At 37.4% G+C, this 18,407-nt stretch carries 18 protein-coding genes; 13 read left to right on the plus strand and 5 right to left on the minus strand.

Features of this window, described 5'->3' with window-relative positions:
* Positions 1–836 precede the first annotated feature (836 nt).
* Positions 837–3,338 (plus strand): cell division protein HetF, encoded by a 2,502-nt coding sequence (gene hetF / locus FJR11_RS18865; protein WP_168506563.1) that lies wholly within the window; start codon positions 837–839, stop codon positions 3,336–3,338.
* 134 nt (positions 3,339–3,472) lie between these two features.
* A complete protein-coding gene (locus FJR11_RS18870) occupies positions 3,473–3,811 on the plus strand; it encodes a P-II family nitrogen regulator (RefSeq protein ID WP_015119884.1) in 339 nt (112 codons plus the stop codon).
* 115 nt (positions 3,812–3,926) lie between these two features.
* Here the strand turns inward: FJR11_RS18870 and FJR11_RS18875 are convergent, their stop codons facing one another.
* Positions 3,927–4,832: an alpha/beta fold hydrolase gene (locus FJR11_RS18875; RefSeq protein ID WP_168506482.1), complete on the minus strand. Its 906-nt coding sequence runs from the start codon at positions 4,830–4,832 to the stop codon at positions 3,927–3,929.
* Between the two features lie 2 nt (positions 4,833–4,834).
* Positions 4,835–5,335, minus strand: a complete 501-nt coding sequence (locus FJR11_RS18880) for a HugZ family protein (RefSeq protein WP_168506484.1) — start codon at positions 5,333–5,335, stop codon at positions 4,835–4,837.
* A 330-nt stretch (positions 5,336–5,665) separates the two neighbouring features.
* On the opposite strand from FJR11_RS18880, the gene FJR11_RS18885 reads away from it, so the two are divergent.
* The 5 genes from FJR11_RS18885 to FJR11_RS18905 all read left to right on the plus strand — a co-directional run bounded on the left by FJR11_RS18885 (position 5,666) and on the right by FJR11_RS18905 (position 9,059).
* The gene (locus tag FJR11_RS18885) at positions 5,666–7,150 is read left to right on the plus strand and encodes a CIA30 family protein (protein ID WP_168506486.1); all 1,485 of its coding nucleotides are present in this window, start codon (positions 5,666–5,668) and stop codon (positions 7,148–7,150) included.
* Between the two features lie 104 nt (positions 7,151–7,254).
* Positions 7,255–7,569: a hypothetical protein gene (locus FJR11_RS18890; protein WP_371417589.1), complete on the plus strand. Its 315-nt coding sequence runs from the start codon at positions 7,255–7,257 to the stop codon at positions 7,567–7,569.
* Entirely contained in the window at positions 7,559–7,951 is a 393-nt protein-coding gene (locus tag FJR11_RS18895) for a GFA family protein (RefSeq protein ID WP_168506488.1), read from the plus strand. Before FJR11_RS18890 ends, FJR11_RS18895 begins: the two co-directional genes overlap by 11 nt.
* A 103-nt stretch (positions 7,952–8,054) precedes the next feature.
* Complete coding sequence (locus FJR11_RS18900) at positions 8,055–8,489, plus strand: CAAD domain-containing protein (protein WP_371417590.1); 435 nt, start codon at positions 8,055–8,057, stop codon at positions 8,487–8,489.
* Between the two features lie 195 nt (positions 8,490–8,684).
* Entirely contained in the window at positions 8,685–9,059 is a 375-nt protein-coding gene (locus FJR11_RS18905; RefSeq protein ID WP_168506490.1) for a hypothetical protein, read from the plus strand.
* Here the strand turns inward: FJR11_RS18905 and FJR11_RS18910 are convergent.
* Complete coding sequence (locus tag FJR11_RS18910) at positions 9,056–9,664, minus strand: Uma2 family endonuclease (protein WP_168506492.1); 609 nt, start codon at positions 9,662–9,664, stop codon at positions 9,056–9,058. The genes FJR11_RS18905 and FJR11_RS18910 overlap by 4 nt on opposite strands.
* A gap of 222 nt (positions 9,665–9,886) precedes the next feature.
* Between FJR11_RS18910 and hemC the strand changes: the two genes are divergently transcribed.
* The 3 genes from hemC to FJR11_RS18925 all read left to right on the plus strand — a co-directional run bounded on the left by hemC (position 9,887) and on the right by FJR11_RS18925 (position 13,009).
* Entirely contained in the window at positions 9,887–10,855 is a 969-nt protein-coding gene (gene hemC, locus FJR11_RS18915; protein WP_168506494.1) for a hydroxymethylbilane synthase, read from the plus strand.
* Between the two features lie 176 nt (positions 10,856–11,031).
* Complete coding sequence (gene glgA / locus FJR11_RS18920) at positions 11,032–12,471, plus strand: glycogen synthase GlgA (protein ID WP_168506496.1); 1,440 nt, start codon at positions 11,032–11,034, stop codon at positions 12,469–12,471.
* A 169-nt stretch (positions 12,472–12,640) separates the two neighbouring features.
* A complete protein-coding gene (locus tag FJR11_RS18925) occupies positions 12,641–13,009 on the plus strand; it encodes a hypothetical protein (RefSeq protein WP_254444791.1) in 369 nt (122 codons plus the stop codon).
* Between the two features lie 257 nt (positions 13,010–13,266).
* Here FJR11_RS18925 and FJR11_RS18930 read toward each other — a convergent pair whose 3' ends face one another.
* Positions 13,267–13,740, minus strand: a complete 474-nt coding sequence (locus FJR11_RS18930; RefSeq protein WP_168506498.1) for a hypothetical protein — start codon at positions 13,738–13,740, stop codon at positions 13,267–13,269.
* A gap of 358 nt (positions 13,741–14,098) precedes the next feature.
* Here FJR11_RS18930 and aroC point away from each other — a divergent pair, with 358 nt between their 5' ends.
* The 3 genes from aroC to FJR11_RS18945 all read left to right on the plus strand — a co-directional run bounded on the left by aroC (position 14,099) and on the right by FJR11_RS18945 (position 16,821).
* Complete coding sequence (gene aroC, locus FJR11_RS18935; protein ID WP_168506500.1) at positions 14,099–15,187, plus strand: chorismate synthase; 1,089 nt, start codon at positions 14,099–14,101, stop codon at positions 15,185–15,187.
* Positions 15,188–15,334: 147 nt separating this feature from the next.
* Positions 15,335–16,411, plus strand: coding sequence for a hypothetical protein (locus FJR11_RS18940; RefSeq protein ID WP_168506502.1), 1,077 nt, complete (start codon positions 15,335–15,337; stop codon positions 16,409–16,411).
* A 113-nt stretch (positions 16,412–16,524) separates the two neighbouring features.
* A complete protein-coding gene (locus tag FJR11_RS18945) occupies positions 16,525–16,821 on the plus strand; it encodes a hypothetical protein (protein ID WP_168506504.1) in 297 nt (98 codons plus the stop codon).
* Between the two features lie 5 nt (positions 16,822–16,826).
* On the opposite strand, the gene FJR11_RS18950 is transcribed toward FJR11_RS18945, so the two are convergent.
* The gene (locus tag FJR11_RS18950) at positions 16,827–18,368 is read right to left on the minus strand and encodes a diguanylate cyclase domain-containing protein (RefSeq protein WP_168506506.1); all 1,542 of its coding nucleotides are present in this window, start codon (positions 18,366–18,368) and stop codon (positions 16,827–16,829) included.
* Between the last annotated feature and the right edge of the window lie 39 nt (positions 18,369–18,407).

Below are 18,407 nucleotides of genomic sequence, written 5' to 3' on the forward strand. Positions count from 1 at the left end.
TTTTCCGGAAAAAAATGGGTGTATGATATTGATTATGTTGTGCTAATCACAAAAAAGAAAAAACCCCTAGTGATTTTTACCAGTTAGGGGAGTTAAGTTATCAGGGTGCATCTACCAATTAACTGTTCATTGTTTTTAATTTATGCTCCGGACAAAGTTACCCAAATATTGCTGTTTGTCACATCCTGAAAAAATTCCTGTGGCTAGTGGCTGGGTAGGGGAGTTAGTTGTTAGGATCTCATCTACATCTACTTAATAGCTAATATATAAAAGCTTGCAAACGTTCTTGTCAACCAGGAACGTTTTTTATTTGCGAAAATAAAAAAAGAAAACCCAAAGAAAACCCCTAGTGAGTTTTAGCCAACTAGGGGAATTGAAGATCAAGGTGCATCTACCAATAAAGAGTTCCCGACGGGAATTAGCCAATCCGGATAAAGTAAGTAGAAGCGGAACAGGGGTGAAAAACTAGATTAAGATCAATAGAGAAGAGAGCAATGTGGATCTGAAACATTAGAATGGCAAAATACATCTAAAGTATTAGCCGGACTAGCCACTTGTGACTTTATTCCCAACAGCAATACTGCTAATTCCTCTAAGTTTCCTTGTGTAGCTTAAACAGGATCATGTTTACCGATGCCAGAACAGTTAATGTTTAGGGCATATAATCACAATGGATGGAAATTTTAATGTGGCTGATCACTTGTTGAATGTACAAAAGTTACGCCCGTGGAAAAGAAGTAGTCTTCTACCTTGGTGGAAACGGGAAATAAACAGCAATGTATGGCTTGAGCCACACTGTGCTATCAGCATTGTCTAAGTTTTATGGAGCAGAAGTTGTGACCCAGGAATTTCACCTTTCCGCAACTCCAGTAGGGCAAAATGACTACCTGGTGAGGACGGAACAAGTTGCACCTGGGGTGCCATTGGCAGAAGAACTGGTGCATTGGCCTGTGGCTGAATGGTTAGCGGCCGCAGGACATTTGATGGATGACCCTTTGCAGTTAGTTTTGCAGGGGGATATGATCTCCAGAAACTCTGTTAACTTGGTGTCCTTGGGTCAAGAGTTGTATAACGCCCTGTTTCAAGGAACTCTCAGGGATAGTTGGATTACTGCCCAAGGTATTGCCCAAAATCACCAACAGGTGCTGCGGCTCAGATTGGGACTCAAGGATACGAGGTTGGCGCGGTTGCCTTGGGAAGTGATGCACGCGGGCGATCGCCCTTTAGCTACAGGCCCTTATATTACCTTTGCCCGTTACCAAAGTGGTATTGCCCCACCATCCCGGTTACTGAGTCATAATCTGCCCCCGTCGCCAGAAGCACGGGGGATAAAAGTGTTAATGGTGATTTCTTCGCCTACCGACTTAGTGCGGCTGGATTTACTCAAACAGGAAGCTATTAACCTAAAAGCGGAACTGCATCGGCAAGCATTAAGAGTGGTTGATGATCATCATCATCATCTCCCAGAAATTGAATTGACTGTTCTGGACGGCCCAGGTCGGGAAGAACTCACCCAAGCTTTAGAGCAGGGACATTACCATATTCTTCACTATTCCGGTCATAGCAACTTGGGCGCGAATGGTGGGCAAATTTATCTAGTCAGTAAAAAAACTGGTTTAACAGAAACTCTCAGCGGAGATGATTTAGCTGGATTACTGGTGAATAATAATATTCAAATGGCTGTGTTTAACTCCTGTTTGGGAGCATATCGGGCTAAGTCCGAGGCGTTGGAAGACTCAGGAGAACGGAATTTAACAGAAAGCTTGGTAAAACGCGGAATTAGAAGCATATTGGCGATGTCAGAACGCATTCCTGATGAGGTGGCGTTGACGCTGACACAATTGTTTTATCGCAACTTGAGTCAGGGCTATCCCTTGGATTTATGTGTAAGTCGGGTTCGTCAGGGTTTGATTTCTGCCTATGGTTCTGAGCAGATGTACTGGGCGTTACCGATTTTGTATCTTCAGCGAGAATTTGATGGTTGTTTGATACCAAAAGTTAACTTACCTGGCTACATGACTACGCCTAGCGGGCTATCGGAGTTATTGAACGAATATCAACCCCCTAAGCAGACAAATAGTTATAACTATTCTACTGGGGCTAGTAATTTAGAAATACCTTTAGCTATTGATGATATCCTCAATCCTAATTTGCCAGAGGATAGTGCCGGGGTAGACTGGCTAGGGGAAGATACTTGGGGCGATCTGGTAGATGAAATTGAGTATGATAATCCTAGCTATCATGAGGATTCGGCAATAGTTTCTGATTTATTTCGTCAACTTGGGACTCCGGTTAATAAAACAGAAGAACCAAGTATGAAAGCCGAACTCATACCACAGGAGCATCATCTGTCGGAAATGCAAGTTGCCCAGACGAAACAAAATTTAGATTGGGGAAATGTACCCAGTCAGATTACCTCAACCTCCTCCAATATTGAAAAGCGTCAGGTAAATCCTCAGTTATCACCGTCACCTGTCCCTCCACAAGGTAATCGCTCTCGCCAGACAAAATCACCATTGTTGTTGTATGGCTTGGTGGGAGCAAGTGCAATTTCTGTCATTGTTGGTATTGGTTGGTGGTGGCATCAAAAACAAGCTCAGAAGTCTACTGATGTTCCGCAAATTCCCGGACAAAATTCCCAGAATCATCAGTATCCAAGTATTAATTTAGCTAATTCAGCTACAGGAATTGTCACGGCTACAGCTATGGCACAGTTGAGTCAAGGCAATTTAAAGGCTGGCTTGGATGCTATTAATGAATTACTCAATCGTGGTGCTTTCGCCTCTGCGGAAACGGCTTTAAATTTGATTCCTGCTCAAGATGCTGAAAATTCATCTGTGAACTTTTTTCGCGGGCGATTAGCTTGGCAGTCAGTACAAACAAAAAATAATAAATACAGTATTGATGATGCCCGTCGTTATTGGGCTAGGGCTGTACAAAATCAGCCAGATTCTCTTGTATATAATAATGCTTTAGGATTTGCCTATTATGCGGAGAATAATCTTAATTATGCTAATGATGCTTGGTTTAAGTCTCTGAGTTTAGCATTAAAACCCCAGGAGAATAAAAGTTCTAGCCCGATGAAATATCCACAAATAGCTGGACAACCGGAAGCTTTAACAGCTTATGCTGGGTTAGCGTTGGGTTTATATAAATCTGCCAATACTCAACCTCCTGATAAACGCCAACAATATTTACGTGAAGCGATTAAACTTCGACAAATGGTGATTCAAAATGCACCCGCAGACTTTACTATTGAGAAATTGTCACAAAATTGGCTGTGGACGGAACAGGCGATCGCCGATTGGGGCGCACTCTTACAAGAAAATAGTCCATAATTGGAGATAATGAGAAAAATGTGGAATCCAATACATTAGTCCAAAGTTAAATAACTATGGCTATATTTACAGCGTGAGACAACGAATCTGGTTAGATATATAAACGACGTTATTAGAAGTCAGGAATCAAAAAAATGAAAAAAGTAGAAGCCATTATCCGTCCATTTAAGCTCGATGAAGTAAAAATTGCCTTGGTTAATGCGGGTATTGTCGGCATGACAGTTTCTGAAGTTCGGGGTTTCGGACGGCAAAAAGGGCAAACTGAACGCTATCGAGGTTCGGAATACACTGTGGAATTTCTGCAAAAACTGAAGGTGGAAATCGTCATTGAAGATGCCCAAGTTGATATGGTTGTAGATAAAATTATCGCCGCAGCCCGCACTGGTGAAATCGGTGATGGTAAAATTTTTATCTCCCCTGTTGAACAAGTTGTCCGGATTCGGACAGGAGAAAAGAATACAGAAGCCGTATAAATACTAAGTATTGGCTGTTGCATATCCAAAAAATGGGCGTTGCTGAGTCTGTAAAGATGAAAACAGAAAATCAGCAGCGCTTTTTATTGACTATTTAAGCTAACCACAGGGGGCATTAAATTTTAAATTCCCCAGTTTTGTGATATTTTTGCAATATTCCTATGACAACCGCTGGTATTTCTAAATGGGGGAGAATTCCCGCGTCTGGTATTTCCTGAAAGCCTTTAATTGCACCGGGATTTAAACTTGCTAACCGTCGTCCTAATTGAATATTGGTAAATTGTGCTTTTTCACCCCACAACATGACAGTTGGAACTTGAAGTTGCTGAATATATAAACTCAAATCAAAATAAAGATTTCCGCGTAAAAATGACAAAGCCGCAAATTTGGCTTGATATTGTTGTGCAGAACTTAAATAAGCTGATACCATTTCTTGGGTAACTCTTTCTGGGTTAGCAAACAGAAAACTTTGCAAAAAATTCCTAACGGCAATTTCATTTTCTGCACCCAAAGCGTAAATTAAATTATCTACCAACGGTGTATTAATTAAAGAAAGTGGTAATCTTCTTCCTGCACCTTCTCCAAAGTCATTGAATCCCGAAGGACAAACTAAAAATAAAGCTTTGAATAAGTCGGGATAAGTGACAGCGAGACGAATAGTTAAAGCCGCTGTTAAAGAAGATGCTACTACAGTTACAGGTTGATCACAAGTTTGAGTAATAAACTCAAGAATTGTTGTTAAATAATCTTCAATTTGATAATCTCGTACCGGGTGAGCAGATTTTCCCCAACCAATTAAATCTGGGGCTAAAATTCGATATTGTGACGCATAAGCTGGGTAAATTTTCGACCATTCATAAGCAGAAGCACCACCACCAAAATTATGTAGAAATAACAATGGTGGTAAATTTTGATCTTTGGCATTTTCCCAAGGGGAATTAATTTGGGTATAGTAAACCATTGACCCCAAAGATGTATGAATGAATTTACTACCAAAACCAGGAGGTTGAAACTGAAGCATAATTATGAAAGTGAATCCTTGGTAATTTCGACAAGTTGATTTATATTATCACTACTAATATTATAAGCAGCCCCAAACCCAATGACAAAACGTCCGGTATTCGGTGTAAGTTGCAAAATCCGAAAATCGGGTAAACTGCGTAATGTCGTAATCAATTCTCCAAAACGAATTTGAAATTTATCAACTATTTGCTGCCATTTCTCTGTTTCTCTGGCTATCAAACTTGCGGTACAATCAAAATTTAACCGCCGACGGGCAAAAATTTGTTGAGTTTTAACTTCATCATCAATAAATAGAACATTTACAAAAGGATGATCATGAATATTTTGGGTATGAGTAGCTAGTCCACTCACATAAATATAGATGTTTCTATCATCGTCCATAACAAAAGGAGCATAACTAGCATTAGGAATTCCCTGTTTATTTACCGTACTAATAATAATACTAGTAAATTCTTCAGAAAACTTCTCATATTCAGCTTGGGCTTTTTCAAATTGATTCATCGCAATTATCCTATTTTAGGAATATTATACTACCCTTTTTAAGAACAATAAAAATTCCTCCTTAAACTCTTCTCTCTGTGTCCTCTGCGCCTCTGTGGTTCGATGAATTACCTTTAAACCGCAGACGAGATATTTTTTGAGTTACATTAAAAAGGCTGTATAGCAATTCTATTTGAGTTGTGAAGAATATTTTTTTAACCAACCGCAGAGGCGCAGAGTACGCAGAGGAAGAGGAAAAGGAGATATTATACCCAGGATTTTATCCTTTATCTACTATATCCATATAAAATTAATACAATAAGACTAAAATAGAGTGGTTAAATAGTAGTTATGAATAACAACAATCGTTCTCAATGGGATTTGTGCAGGTTTCTCAAAACTCTAACTTATTTTGAAGTATTTCCAGTTCTTAACTGGATAGAAAAACTCTTTCAAGGTAGTCCAAAAGATAATCAAGATATATCAAAAGAAGGAAGAAATATGGCTGTAATTCTGGTAGCTGGTGCGACGGGTGGGGTGGGTAAACGTGTTGTTAAAAAATTGGTAGCACAGGGTTATAATGTGCGCTGTTTGGTTAGAGATATTGAAAAAGCGCGGCCAATTTTGGGTGATGATGTGGATTTGGTAGTTGGAGATATTACGAAACCAGAAACTTTGACAAATCTAGTTATGGCTAATATTCAAGCTGTAATTTGTTGTACGTCGGTGCGTGTTCAACCTGTGGAGGGAGACACACCAGATAGGGCAAAATATAATCAAGGTGTGAAATTTTATCTCCCGGAAATTGTCGGAGATACTCCAGAAAATGTTGAATATCAAGGTGTGAAAAATTTAGTCACAGCAGCCGCAAAATATTTAGTTTCTGTCGGAGAAAAACCCATATTTGATTTTACTAAACCATCAGATGAAATCAAAAATATTTGGGGTGCTTTAGATGATGTGGTTATGGGTGGTGTCAGTTCTAGCAGTTTCCAAATTAGAGAAAATACTGCAGTATTTACAGGTAATGTTTCTACGGCTAATTCTGGGGGTTTTGCTTCGGTAAGAACTAAGAATTTTTCACCTTTACTTGATTTATCTGGTTATCAAGGTGTGAAATTGCGGGTAAAAGGTGACGGTCAACGTTATAAAATATTTATCCGCACAGAGTCAAATTGGGACGGTGTTGGTTATAGCTATTCTTTTGATACTGTTGCTAATAATTGGCTAGATATTCAGATTCCTTTTACAGATTTAGTTCCGGTATTTCGTGCCAAAATTGTTAAAGATTGTCCAGCAATGGACGCGAGTAAAGTTTGTTCTGTGCAATTAATGTTGAGTAAGTTTGAATATGATGGTGCTTTAAATCCTGCATTTAATCCGGGTATTTTTGTGCTGGAAGTTGCATCAATTCAAGCTTATGGTGGGGAAACTTTACCTCAATTTGTATTAATCAGTTCTGCTGGGGTGACTCGTCCCGGAAGACCAGGAATTAATTTAGATGAAGAACCACCAGCAGTAAGATTAAATGACCAATTGGGAGGAATTTTAACTTGGAAGTTGCGAGGAGAAGAAAGTGTCAAAGCTAGTGGAATTCCTTATACAATTATTAGACCTTGTGCGTTGACAGAAACAGCAGGAGGGAAGGAATTAATCTTTGAACAAGGTGATAATATTAGGGGAAAAGTTAGCCGTGATGATGTTGCGGAAATTTGTGTACAAGCAATTAAATCACCAAAAGCTAGTAATCTCACTTTTGAAGTTAAGGAAAGTGAAGTAATTGCTGATAGTTTAAATTGGACAAAGCTATTTTCTTCTTTACACTCTGATAAGTAAAGATTGATAAAATCAAACATTTGTTGGGTTTCCTTCGTCAACCCAACCTACAATTTTAATTTGATAATATGATGTTGAGAAGATTGTTAATAACTGGGATATGTGTGATTATTGTTTGGAGTGGTGTTTTATTGAATTCTGCGTCACCTCAGCAAGTTGATTTCCGGGTAAATAATTTAGAATCTGATGTGAGAAGTTTACAATTGCGCTTACAACAACTTGAGTTAATGGTTAGTAAAAATAATCAATTACCTGGTACTAACAATTCTCCAGTTTCTCCGAATATGAAACAGAATTTATCACAATCACAACAGGAGAAAATGTTTAAGAATTTGGCGACTTTAGTGGTTGAATTAAAAGAGAAAATTAACAAACTCACAATTCGCGTTAATCAACTGGAGAAACTTAATGTCAAGTAAAGATAAATCCATTACTTATGACGGTGGTTGTCACTGTGGTGCGGTGCGGTTTCGGGTAGTAGTTAATAACCACAAAGTTGATGATTGTAATTGTTCAATTTGTGCTAAAAAAGGATTTTTACATTTGATTGTCACCAAAGAACAGTTCACTTTGCTACAAGGGGAAGATGTCTTAAAAATTTACAAATTTAATACGGGAGTCGCACAACATAAGTTTTGCAGTATTTGTGGAATTCATTCCTTTTATATTCCCCGTAGCCACCCTGATTGTATTGATGTTAATGTGCGGTGTTTAGATGGAAATGTCATTGGCAATTTTGAAGTTGTACCTTTTGATGGTGCAAATTGGGAGGAAAATATTCATAAGTTAAAAAGAGGTTAAATAAATTAGTTTTTTTAATAGTTGGAAATTTAGCCTCTGAACTGTGATATTTTAATCATGTCTATTCAATTGTCGAAAATGTTGTAATTACTAAATAACAAATATGATGGAAACTCAAGCACAGCAACCAGAGCAAGAAAAGTCTTCTGTACCACAAGATATCTTATCTTTTTCCGGTGGAGATAATCGCAATTTGCCAAAATTACCTGCTGCTAAGGAATCAGAATCGCAATGGCAGCAAATTATTAGACAAATTGTTGAATTTTTAAATAACCTGCCAGATTATTTAGGCAGTATTTTTAACAACAATAAGCAGGGTTTAATCACCCTAGTTTTAATTTTATCAGCTTTTGTCACAGTTAAGGTAGCGATCGCATTACTAGAAGCTGTGAATGGTGTACCTTTGCTACAACCAATTTTCGAGTTAATTGGCATATCTTACTTTATCTGGTTTGCTTTTCGTTATCTCCTCAAATTTGAGACTCGGCAAGAATTATCCCAGAAATTTAACTCTTTTAAACAACAATCTTTAGGTTAAAGGTTTTTTAGAGTTAATAAAATGTAGGCTAGGCAAAGTCCAACCTACATTTTATTTTGGATTTGAGTATATAAAATATATCTATAGATAGAAAATTTTCATAAAAGTATTTTTGGCAATTATTCCCGAAGGTAGTAGATTTATTTGCTAGAAAATTCTAATCTAGTTTTTGTAATGCTGAAAAAGGCTAATTGTATGAATGAGAAGATTAGCACAGATACCTATGATCGGGGCATAATTCCCGCTGAAACAGCAGCCCGAATGAAAAGAGAAGGGGTAAATTATAAACACTTGCCGACTGAAGAGGATCTTGCCAATGCTGCCACTGATGACCAAACTGATATTTACAGTATTCGGACAACGGACGGTTATACTGTGGATAAAGAGGGATTGTTGAATAATTATGCAGTTGAACCGGAAATGTATTATGAAGTTCCTGGTGATGCAGAAGAAGAGGTAGAACAAGAAAAAGCAGACCGAATAAAGGAATTGCGAGAAGTAAATGCAGATAAAACAGGTCTACTAACAGAGGATTTTGATAAGAGAGGTAAAGGACCAGGAATAATCTAATTTATCATTTCTTTGATTTTCTCCCGAAATTCTAAAGCTGCATCTAAAGGGTCATCTGCGACTACATATTGCGCCAAAATTGACAAATCTAAGTTCGGCAATAATTCACTTTTTGCCACCAATTCATAACTTTCACCGCGCAGATGATAAACGGCAAATTGATTGTTTTGAAAAAACCAAACTTCTGCCACGCCTAATCTTTTGTAAACTTCTAATTTATCAATTCCCCCACTGGTGAGTACAACTTCAATGGCAAGATCAGGAACTTCTTTTTCTGTGCCTAGACAGTAGGATTCATCTGGTTCTACTCCTCCTCTTTTCGCTTGTTTACGGAAGGTTGTAGAACCAAGGGGAAAATAGCGAATGCGTTTTTCTTTTAAATAGTCTTCTAATAAAGATCCAATCACAGTTTTTCGATTTTCATGGCGGCGACTTGGTGACATTAATTCTATGACTCCATCTAAATATGTAACTCTATATTGGAGGCTATCACCCAAATCATTGAGTAAAGCTTCATAATTTTTCCAATTAACACCAGTGATAGTTTGCCGTTCTTCTGGATCTTCGGCTTGTAATAGTTCAGATAATTCTGGAAGTAAAAGCATATAATTTCCTTAAAACCGAATTATTGCTAACTTGATTATATTCTAATTTCCAGATCCCCGACTGCTCAGAGAAGTCGGGGATATATTTCAAAAATTGTAAATAAATGTAAAGTTATTGGCAAATAAAATCTTCACAGAATTAGGTTAATCTAATCCGGTACGTCACTCCCTGCGGTAGTCTAGATAAATGTTAATTTATCGCCTGGTTTGACAAATAGTTTTATGACTTCAGTTTCTAGTCCTGCACGCACTATTCGTATTGGTTCACGTAAAAGCCAACTAGCTCTAGTTCAAACATACTGGGTACAAGCGGAACTCCAGAAAAGCTTTCCCCACATTACTTTTGAAGTCCATACCATGTCTACCCAAGGGGACAAAATCCTGGATGTAGCCTTGGCTAAAATTGGCGATAAAGGACTATTTACCAAGGAACTGGAATTGGGCATGATCAATAAGGATATTGATTTTGCTGTGCATTCTCTCAAGGATCTGCCTACAAACCTGCCAGAAGGGTTGACACTGGCAGCGATTACAGAACGGGAAAACCCCGCAGACGCGGTGGTGCTGCATGAAAAGTATAAAGGTGAAAAACTTGAGACTTTACCCCCAGGTGCGGTAATTGGGACTTCTTCTCTGCGAAGATTGGCACAGTTACGCCATAAGTTCCCTCATTTTACCTTCAAAGATGTGCGGGGAAACTTGATCACACGCATGGCCAAACTGGATGCAGGTGAGTATGATGCTTTAATTTTAGCAGTAGCTGGTTTAGAAAGATTGGAAATGAGCGATCGCATCCATCAAGTTCTGACTCCAGAAGTCTCCCTCCATGCCGTCGGACAAGGTGCTTTGGGGATAGAATGCCGGGCAGATGACACGGAAGTAATTAGCCTACTGAAAGCCATTGAACACCCGCAAACACGCGATCGCTGTTTAGCAGAAAGATCATTTTTACGAGTTTTAGAGGGCGGTTGTCAAGTTCCCATTGGTGTAAATACGGTAATTAATGGTGACGAATTAACTTTAAAAGGTCTGGTAGCCAGCGTTGATGGTCAACAAATCGTGAAAGATACCGTCACCGGTGCGGCTGCTGATGCTGAAAAGTTAGGCGCACAACTAGCCAGTATTTTACGGGAACAAGGCGCTACAGAAATCTTAGAAAAAATCTTTACCGAAGTTCAACGAGGATCATAGGGTGACAGCAATTTTCAGGTAAATGAACTACATTTAATTTCGCGCAGAGACGCAAAGGAGCAAAGGCGCAAAGAAATACATTGATTCAGGCTTTGGGCTAAATATGTGAAATCTACTTTAATCACGTAATCACCAATCACCAATTACCAATTACCAATTACCAATTACCAATTACCATGAAAATTTTATTTGTAGCAGCGGAAGCTGCTCCCATTGCCAAAGTTGGCGGTATGGGGGATGTTGTCGGTGCATTACCCAAGGTCTTAAGAGCAATGGGTCATGATGTGCGGATTTTCATGCCTTATTATGGCTTTGTTCCTGACAAAATGCCAGTTCCCAAAGAACCCATTTGGAAAGGTTCAGCCATGTTCCAGGAGTTTGCAGTTTACGAAAGTGTGCTGCCTGGTACTGATGTTCCTTTGTATTTATTTCAACATCCATCTTTTTCACCTCGGCGGGTTTACGGTGGAGAAGATGAAGATTGGAGATTTACTTTATTTTCCAATGGTGCGGCGGAATTTTGCTGGAATTACTGGAAACCGGAAATTGTCCATTGTCATGATTGGCACACAGGAATGTTGCCTGTCTGGTTGAATCAATCTCCAGATATTACCAGTGTATTCACCATTCACAACCTCGCTTATCAAGGTCCTTGGCGGTGGTATTTAGAGAAAATTACTTGGTGTCCCTGGTATATGCAAGGACACAATACAATGGCGGCCGCAGTCCAGTTTGCCAATAAAGTCAATACAGTTTCTCCCACCTATGCCGAGCAGATAAAAACACCTGCTTATGGTGAACAAATAGAAGGGTTATTATCTTTTGTTAGTGGCAAATTATCAGGGATAATTAACGGCATAGATACCGATATTTATGATCCTAGTAATGATAAATACATCACCCAAACCTTTACCATAGATACCCTTGATCAACGTAAAGCTAATAAAATAGCCCTGCAAGAAGAGGTGGGTTTAGAAGTTAATTCTAATGCCTTTCTTATCGGCATGGTGACAAGGTTGGTAGAACAAAAAGGGATGGATTTAGTATTACAAATCCTTGACCGTTTCATGGCTTATACAGATGCTCAGTTTGTTCTTTTGGGAACAGGCGATCGCTATTATGAAACCCAAATGTGGCAACTAGCATCCCGTTATCCCGGACGCATGGCCACCTACCTCCTGTATAATGATGCCCTCTCCCGTCGCATTTATGCTGGTACTGATGCCTTCCTAATGCCTAGCCGTTTTGAACCCTGCGGAATCAGCCAAATGATGGCTTTGCGTTACGGTTCTGTTCCCATTGTTCGTCGCACAGGGGGATTAGTTGATACTGTCAGCCACTTTGATCCAGTCAATGAAGTAGGTACAGGTTATTGCTTTGACCGCTATGAACCTCTGGACCTCTTTACCTGCATGATTCGGGCTTGGGAGGGTTTCCGTTTCAAACCTCAATGGCAAGAATTACAAAAACGGGGGATGAGTGAAAACTTCAGTTGGTATGAATCCGCTAAGGAGTACGATAAACTTTATCGTTCTATCTATGGTTTACCAGATCCAGAACCAACACTAGAAGCAAAACCAATACCAACACCAAAACTAATACAAAAATCAGTTTAAGGTGTTTTAGGAAGTTGGAATTGTAAACAATATTGATGGGGTATTTATCTGGAATGCCCCTTTTTAATAGAATTAAAGATCAACAAGATATTTAAGAAGATGTTTTAAAGGTATTTTTTGTCAGAATCAGGATTTCCAGGATTTAAGGATTTACAGGATGGGAATTTTTATGATTAAAGATGTAAATATTGATAGTCATTTCAATTCTGAGGTAGATTGGAAATATCTGGAAGCATCCCAACAGTTGCAGCTAGATAAACAAAATTATGGTGCTGATTATATTCATCTTTATGTTGATGATATAGAAGGTGATTGGCTGGAAAATTGGGATTGGGAAGATGATTTAACAGATTATATTGATGCTTTTTATCATCATTGTGAACAGGGGAATTATCAATTTGCTTTTGATACTTTAAAAGCTGGTGATGATTTGTTGAATCAGCCAGAGAATTATAAAAAATGTTTAGAACTTTATGATTATTTGCTTGAACGATTAGAAATAAACTCTGCAAAACAAGCAAAAATAAAAAATCAATAGATTTTGAATCTAGCTAAACAACGGATTTTTGTTTTGTAAAATACTTGATACTGTAATGTTGGGTTTCCTTCCTTCAACCCAACCTACTACTAGATAAAATCACACAACTCGATGGTATGTAATTATATGTTCTAATTCATCTTCTGGATCTGCAAGCCATATCTGATCAACAATAGGTGGAATGTTTGCATTTTCGATAATTTCTATGATTTTCTCAGGAAAAAGAAAATCACCACCTATTTCTATAATTAGAATCTTTACACAATCTGTATATTCCTGAAATTTTTTTCTGTAGCTGCTAAATGTCTAGCTAATTCTTGAGCTATTACTGGTTCAGCTTCCATCATCTCTTTATAATAAACTCCAATATCTTTCCAAGAGCCAGATAATTTCAGACCAGATTTATCTGAAGTATCATCACGTTCATTGTCTGGAATACGACGAAAGCAACAACGAATAGGTTTATCAATAAAAATGATCTCAGAAATTAAAAAGTCTTCAAGATTATTTTTAATGTAAAGTGTTATTTCTCTCGATAAACCATCTAATTTACTTTTGGAATTCTGATAAAGAATACTTTCATCGATGGTAATTTGATATAAATCTTCAGGTAGAGTCTCCCTTAAATCTATTTTAAAAGCTTTTTGAAAAGAACTAAAAAAATCATAAAAATGTCTATGCTTTTGATAATAATCTTTAGGATAAACTATCTGTTTGCATTCAATGACCATTGATTGATCACCGGATGCTTCTAGTAATACCTATGGTTGCTTTGTCTCTTTCTTGGAAATATCAAGACATTTAGAAAGACTATAATTTTTTCCATAAGTCTCATTAAATTGATCAGCAAAATCTTTTAATCCCTTGTTCCACTCGCATTTGCCATCACGAAAACAATGAAAGGACACCATATTATTTTATGATGCAAGAGTTTACCTTTCAATCATAGTCTCAAAATTTACATGATGCAAGAATAAGTAAAGTATAAATATGAAACAACATTATCATTTATGTGCTAGTACCGAATAGTGGTGTTTTTGTCCCAACACCATGTAAAATACAGATTCCGGTCTGTATTTCCTCAACATCATGGGTAGCACTTTTGGTCATCTTTTCCGAATTACAACTTTTGGCGAATCTCACGGCGGCGGTGTGGGAGTTATTATTGATGGTTGTCCCCCACAACTGGAAATTTCCGCTGAGGAAATTCAATTTGAACTAGACAGAAGACGGCCAGGACAAAGTAAAATTACCACCCCTCGCAAAGAAGCAGACACCTGTGAGATTCTATCTGGGGTGTTTGAGGGGAAAACTCTGGGAACACCAATTGCAATCTTGGTCAGAAATAAAAATACCCGTCCTGAAGATTATGATGAGATGGCGCAAAAATACCGCCCTTCTCACGCAGATGCTACTTATGATGCTAAGTATGGATTCAGAAATTGGCAAGGTGGCGGCAGATCGTCAGCCCGTGAGACAATTGGTAGAGTAGCAGCAGGTGCGATCGCTAAAAAGATTTTACATCAAGTTGCAGGTGTAGAAGTTATCGCTTATGTAAAGCGAATTAAGGATTTAGAAGGTGTTGTTGATACGAATACCGTCACTTTGGAAGATGTAGAAAGCAATATTGTCCGTTGTCCAGATGGCACAATTGCTAATACTATGATTTCCTTAATTGAACAAACCGGTCGAGATGGTAATTCCATCGGTGGTGTGGTTGAATGTGTAGTGCGGAATGTTCCCAAGGGTTTAGGAGAACCAGTTTTTGATAAATTAGAAGCAGATTTAGCAAAAGCGGTGATGTCACTTCCCGCAAGTAAAGGTTTTGAAATCGGTTCAGGTTTTGACGGAACTTTGTTAACAGGTTTTGAACATAACGACGAATTTTATATTGATGAAAATGGCGAAATTAGAACAGTAACTAACCGTTCTGGGGGAATTCAAGGGGGAATTTCCAACGGTGAAAATATCATTATCCGCGTGGCTTTTAAACCAACTGCAACTATTAGAAAGGAACAAAAAACCGTAACTAAGGAAGGTGAAGAAACGGTTTTAGCGGGTAAGGGAAGACATGATCCTTGTGTTTTACCCCGCGCTGTGCCTATGGTTGATGCTATGGTGGCTTTGGTTTTATGTGATCATCTCTTACGTCATTATGGACAATGTAAGGTGTTGTAGTTAATTTTGATGGGGTGTTGATCTGGAATACCCCTGTTTGGTATTGTTGTTATACTGGTACACTCTTTTTTCCAAAACTTTTTTGTCTCACGCGGAGTCGCAGAGAAGAGCGCGGAGAAGAGAAATTTTGTTGTAGGTATGATTAATATGAATTCAGAGTACGAAATTCAGTGCCAACATTTTGCTGCTTTAAAAGATAAGTATCAAGCTAATAACCATCAAGATTCTTCTCCTTCTAGTCCACTTTATTTCATTCTCAGAAAAGCTGATTTAGGCGTTGAACTTACTGATTTTGAATCTATTTACTTGCAAAAAGAACAACTTTCAACAACGTTCAATAGTATTCAAAAAGAACAGCAGCATAGAATGAAAACAAGAGTAACTTTAGATGTTGAATTTACAAAGTTAAAATCAAAATATAAAGTTGAGAACTATAATATTTCTTGGATAACAAGCCCTTTATATTTTATACTTTGTAAGATTGATTCAGGGGATTTTCTCTCCGAAAAAGAATTGAATTGGTTAGTATCACATGGTTTTAAACAAGCCAATTCAATTGGTATTGAAACTCGAAGATTTATTAATTTAAAATCTAAATACAAAGCTACTGAATATCAAGATTCTCATCCTGATATTCTACTTTATTCTATTCTAAAAAAGATAGATATCTCAGAACGCTTAATTGAGTCAGAATATAAATGGTTGCAAGATAACCAACTATCAGAAACTTTGGGATTTGTTAAACAAACTGGTAATAAATGGAATTTAGCAAATGCTAGTAGTCATTTACGCAAAGCAGATAAATCAGAATTAGCATTACAGTTAACCAATAATTTACCACTCAACAACATTAAAGATAATAAACTCAAGTCAGCTTTATTAACTACTAGGGGTGGAGCATTTCGAGATATTGATAAATTAGGTGATGCAGAAATTTGCGCTCGTGAAGCAATGAATTATCAACCAGATAGTCATCACCCTTACACATTAATGGGAGCTATTTGTTTTGAAAGACATCAATATGCAGATGGTGAATATTGGTTTAATGAAGCAATTAAACGAGGTGCTAATCCAAGAGATACTGATTCAGAAATTAAATCAGTTTTGAAAAAGACGAAGGATGAAAAACAGCGTCATGAGTTAGTTTATTATCTCTTGAGAAAAGATTCATACCGTTATGCTTGGGCTAAAGATTATCTGAAAAAACAGAAGGATAAAAAATAACATTCTTGTGGGGTGGGCATCCCTGCCCGCCCAAATATGCAAATTAGGTACATTTTCCCTTATTATAATAGTACAGCCTGGCGTTAGTTATATTCTTATATTCCATTTTATTTATGAGATCCAGAATTGAAAATAACATTTTATTCATTCACAAGGAAGACGTACCAGAATTTAAAAAAGGCGGTTCTGTAGTTAGGAATTCCTACTTTTGGGCATTACGTTCCATTGCTGGACGTGCTAAACGTTATAGTGATTGGGAATATGAATCAGAAGTTTGGGTTGCAGTAGAACGAATGCTTTTATCCTTTACTGAATCAGGCTATTTAGGTTATCGAGAAACAATGTTAGAATTTCCCCTATCACAAGGTGAAATTCCCAGTGTGTTGCGAAATGTAGCTACCTGGGAATAATTAAATTAAATAGAAGTATAAACACAATAGGTGTTACGTCCTTCATCTTTAGCTCTATAAAGTGCTTTATCGGCTAGGGTAATAATACTTTCTGCTAAATTGTCTTTATTAGGAATAATGCTAGTAACACCCATACTCAGTGTGACATAACTATTTACTAATGAACATTGATGAGGAATAGCCATATTAGCAATGTGATTTTGAACCTGTTTAGCAACATGAACTGCTCCTTCTAAATCAGTATTTGGTAATAGTATCACCAATTCTTCACCACCATAACGAGCCACTAAATCCGCAGAGCGTTTACAAGTTTGTGCAATTGTTTGAGCTACCTCGTATAAACATTTATCTCCTGCTTGATGACCATAATAATCATTATATAATTTGAAATAATCTATATCACACATAATTAGTCCTAGAAATGATTGTTCTCGGCACATTCGTCGCCATTCATTACTAAGATTTTCATTGAAACACCGACGATTAGCAACTTGGGTTAAGCCATCTATATTTGCTAATTTTGTTAATTCTTCATTGGCTTTTTTGAGAGCTTCTTCAGTTTGTTTATATTGAATAAATCCACTTAACTCCAGAGCCACAGCATTTATTAACTCTAGAAGTTCTAAATTATAGGGTATAGGTAATCGCTTGAAAAAGCACATGACAATTAGAGATTGTCCTTGCAAAGTGATGGGTACAGTCAATATAGACCTAAGTTGAGCATTTTTGGCTAATTCCCACCGCAAAAACGTATGTTCTTTCACTTGCAAAATATCTTCAATCCAGTCTGATTGTTGTGCTTCCCAAACCCTACCCTGTATTCCTACTCCATAAGGAAAAGTATATTTCTGACTAGCTTGTGCAAAGGAGGTTAAAAGTTGATCAGAATTATCATAAGAAGCTTTAATTAAATGCAATTCTGTATGTTCTGGATTAGTAATCCAAGCCTCACCATAATCCCAATCAATCACTTGTCGAAGTTCAGATAATACCGCATCTAGAGCTTGATCAAAATTAACAGCTTGACTGACTAAATTAATGGTTTTTAGCAATAATTGCAGTTTAGATTCAATTTGCTTTCTGCGATTAATTTCCTGTTGTAAATATTGATGTTGTTGATGAAGTTGTTGGCGTTGTGTGATAATGGTTAATTGATTCTCAACTCTCATTAATACTTCCTCTATTTGAAAAGGTTTAGTAATATAATCAGCACAACCTACCTTAAATGCTTTCACTTTATCAGCAGTTGCATCTAACGTACTTAAAAAAATCACAGGAATATGGCGAGTATTATCGCTTTTTTTGAGGATTGAGCAAACTGTATAACCATCTATACCTGACATTTTAATATCTAGAAGAATAATATCCGGCAATTGCGTGCGGATATTCTCCAAAGCAACTTCTCCACTAATTGCTTTTCTCACTTTATAGCCTTGTTTGTTAAGAATTGCAAAGAGTGTCCGCAGGTTGTCTGGATGATCATCAACAACCAATAAATTAGCTTTGAATTCGGATGTTCCTGTTTGTAATACTGAATTTGCAATCAAGTTTTTATGTTAATAATTATAATTGGAAATGATTAATAA

Source organism: Anabaena sp. UHCC 0187 (assembly GCF_009712035.1).
Classification (GTDB): Bacteria; Cyanobacteriota; Cyanobacteriia; order Cyanobacteriales; family Nostocaceae; genus Dolichospermum.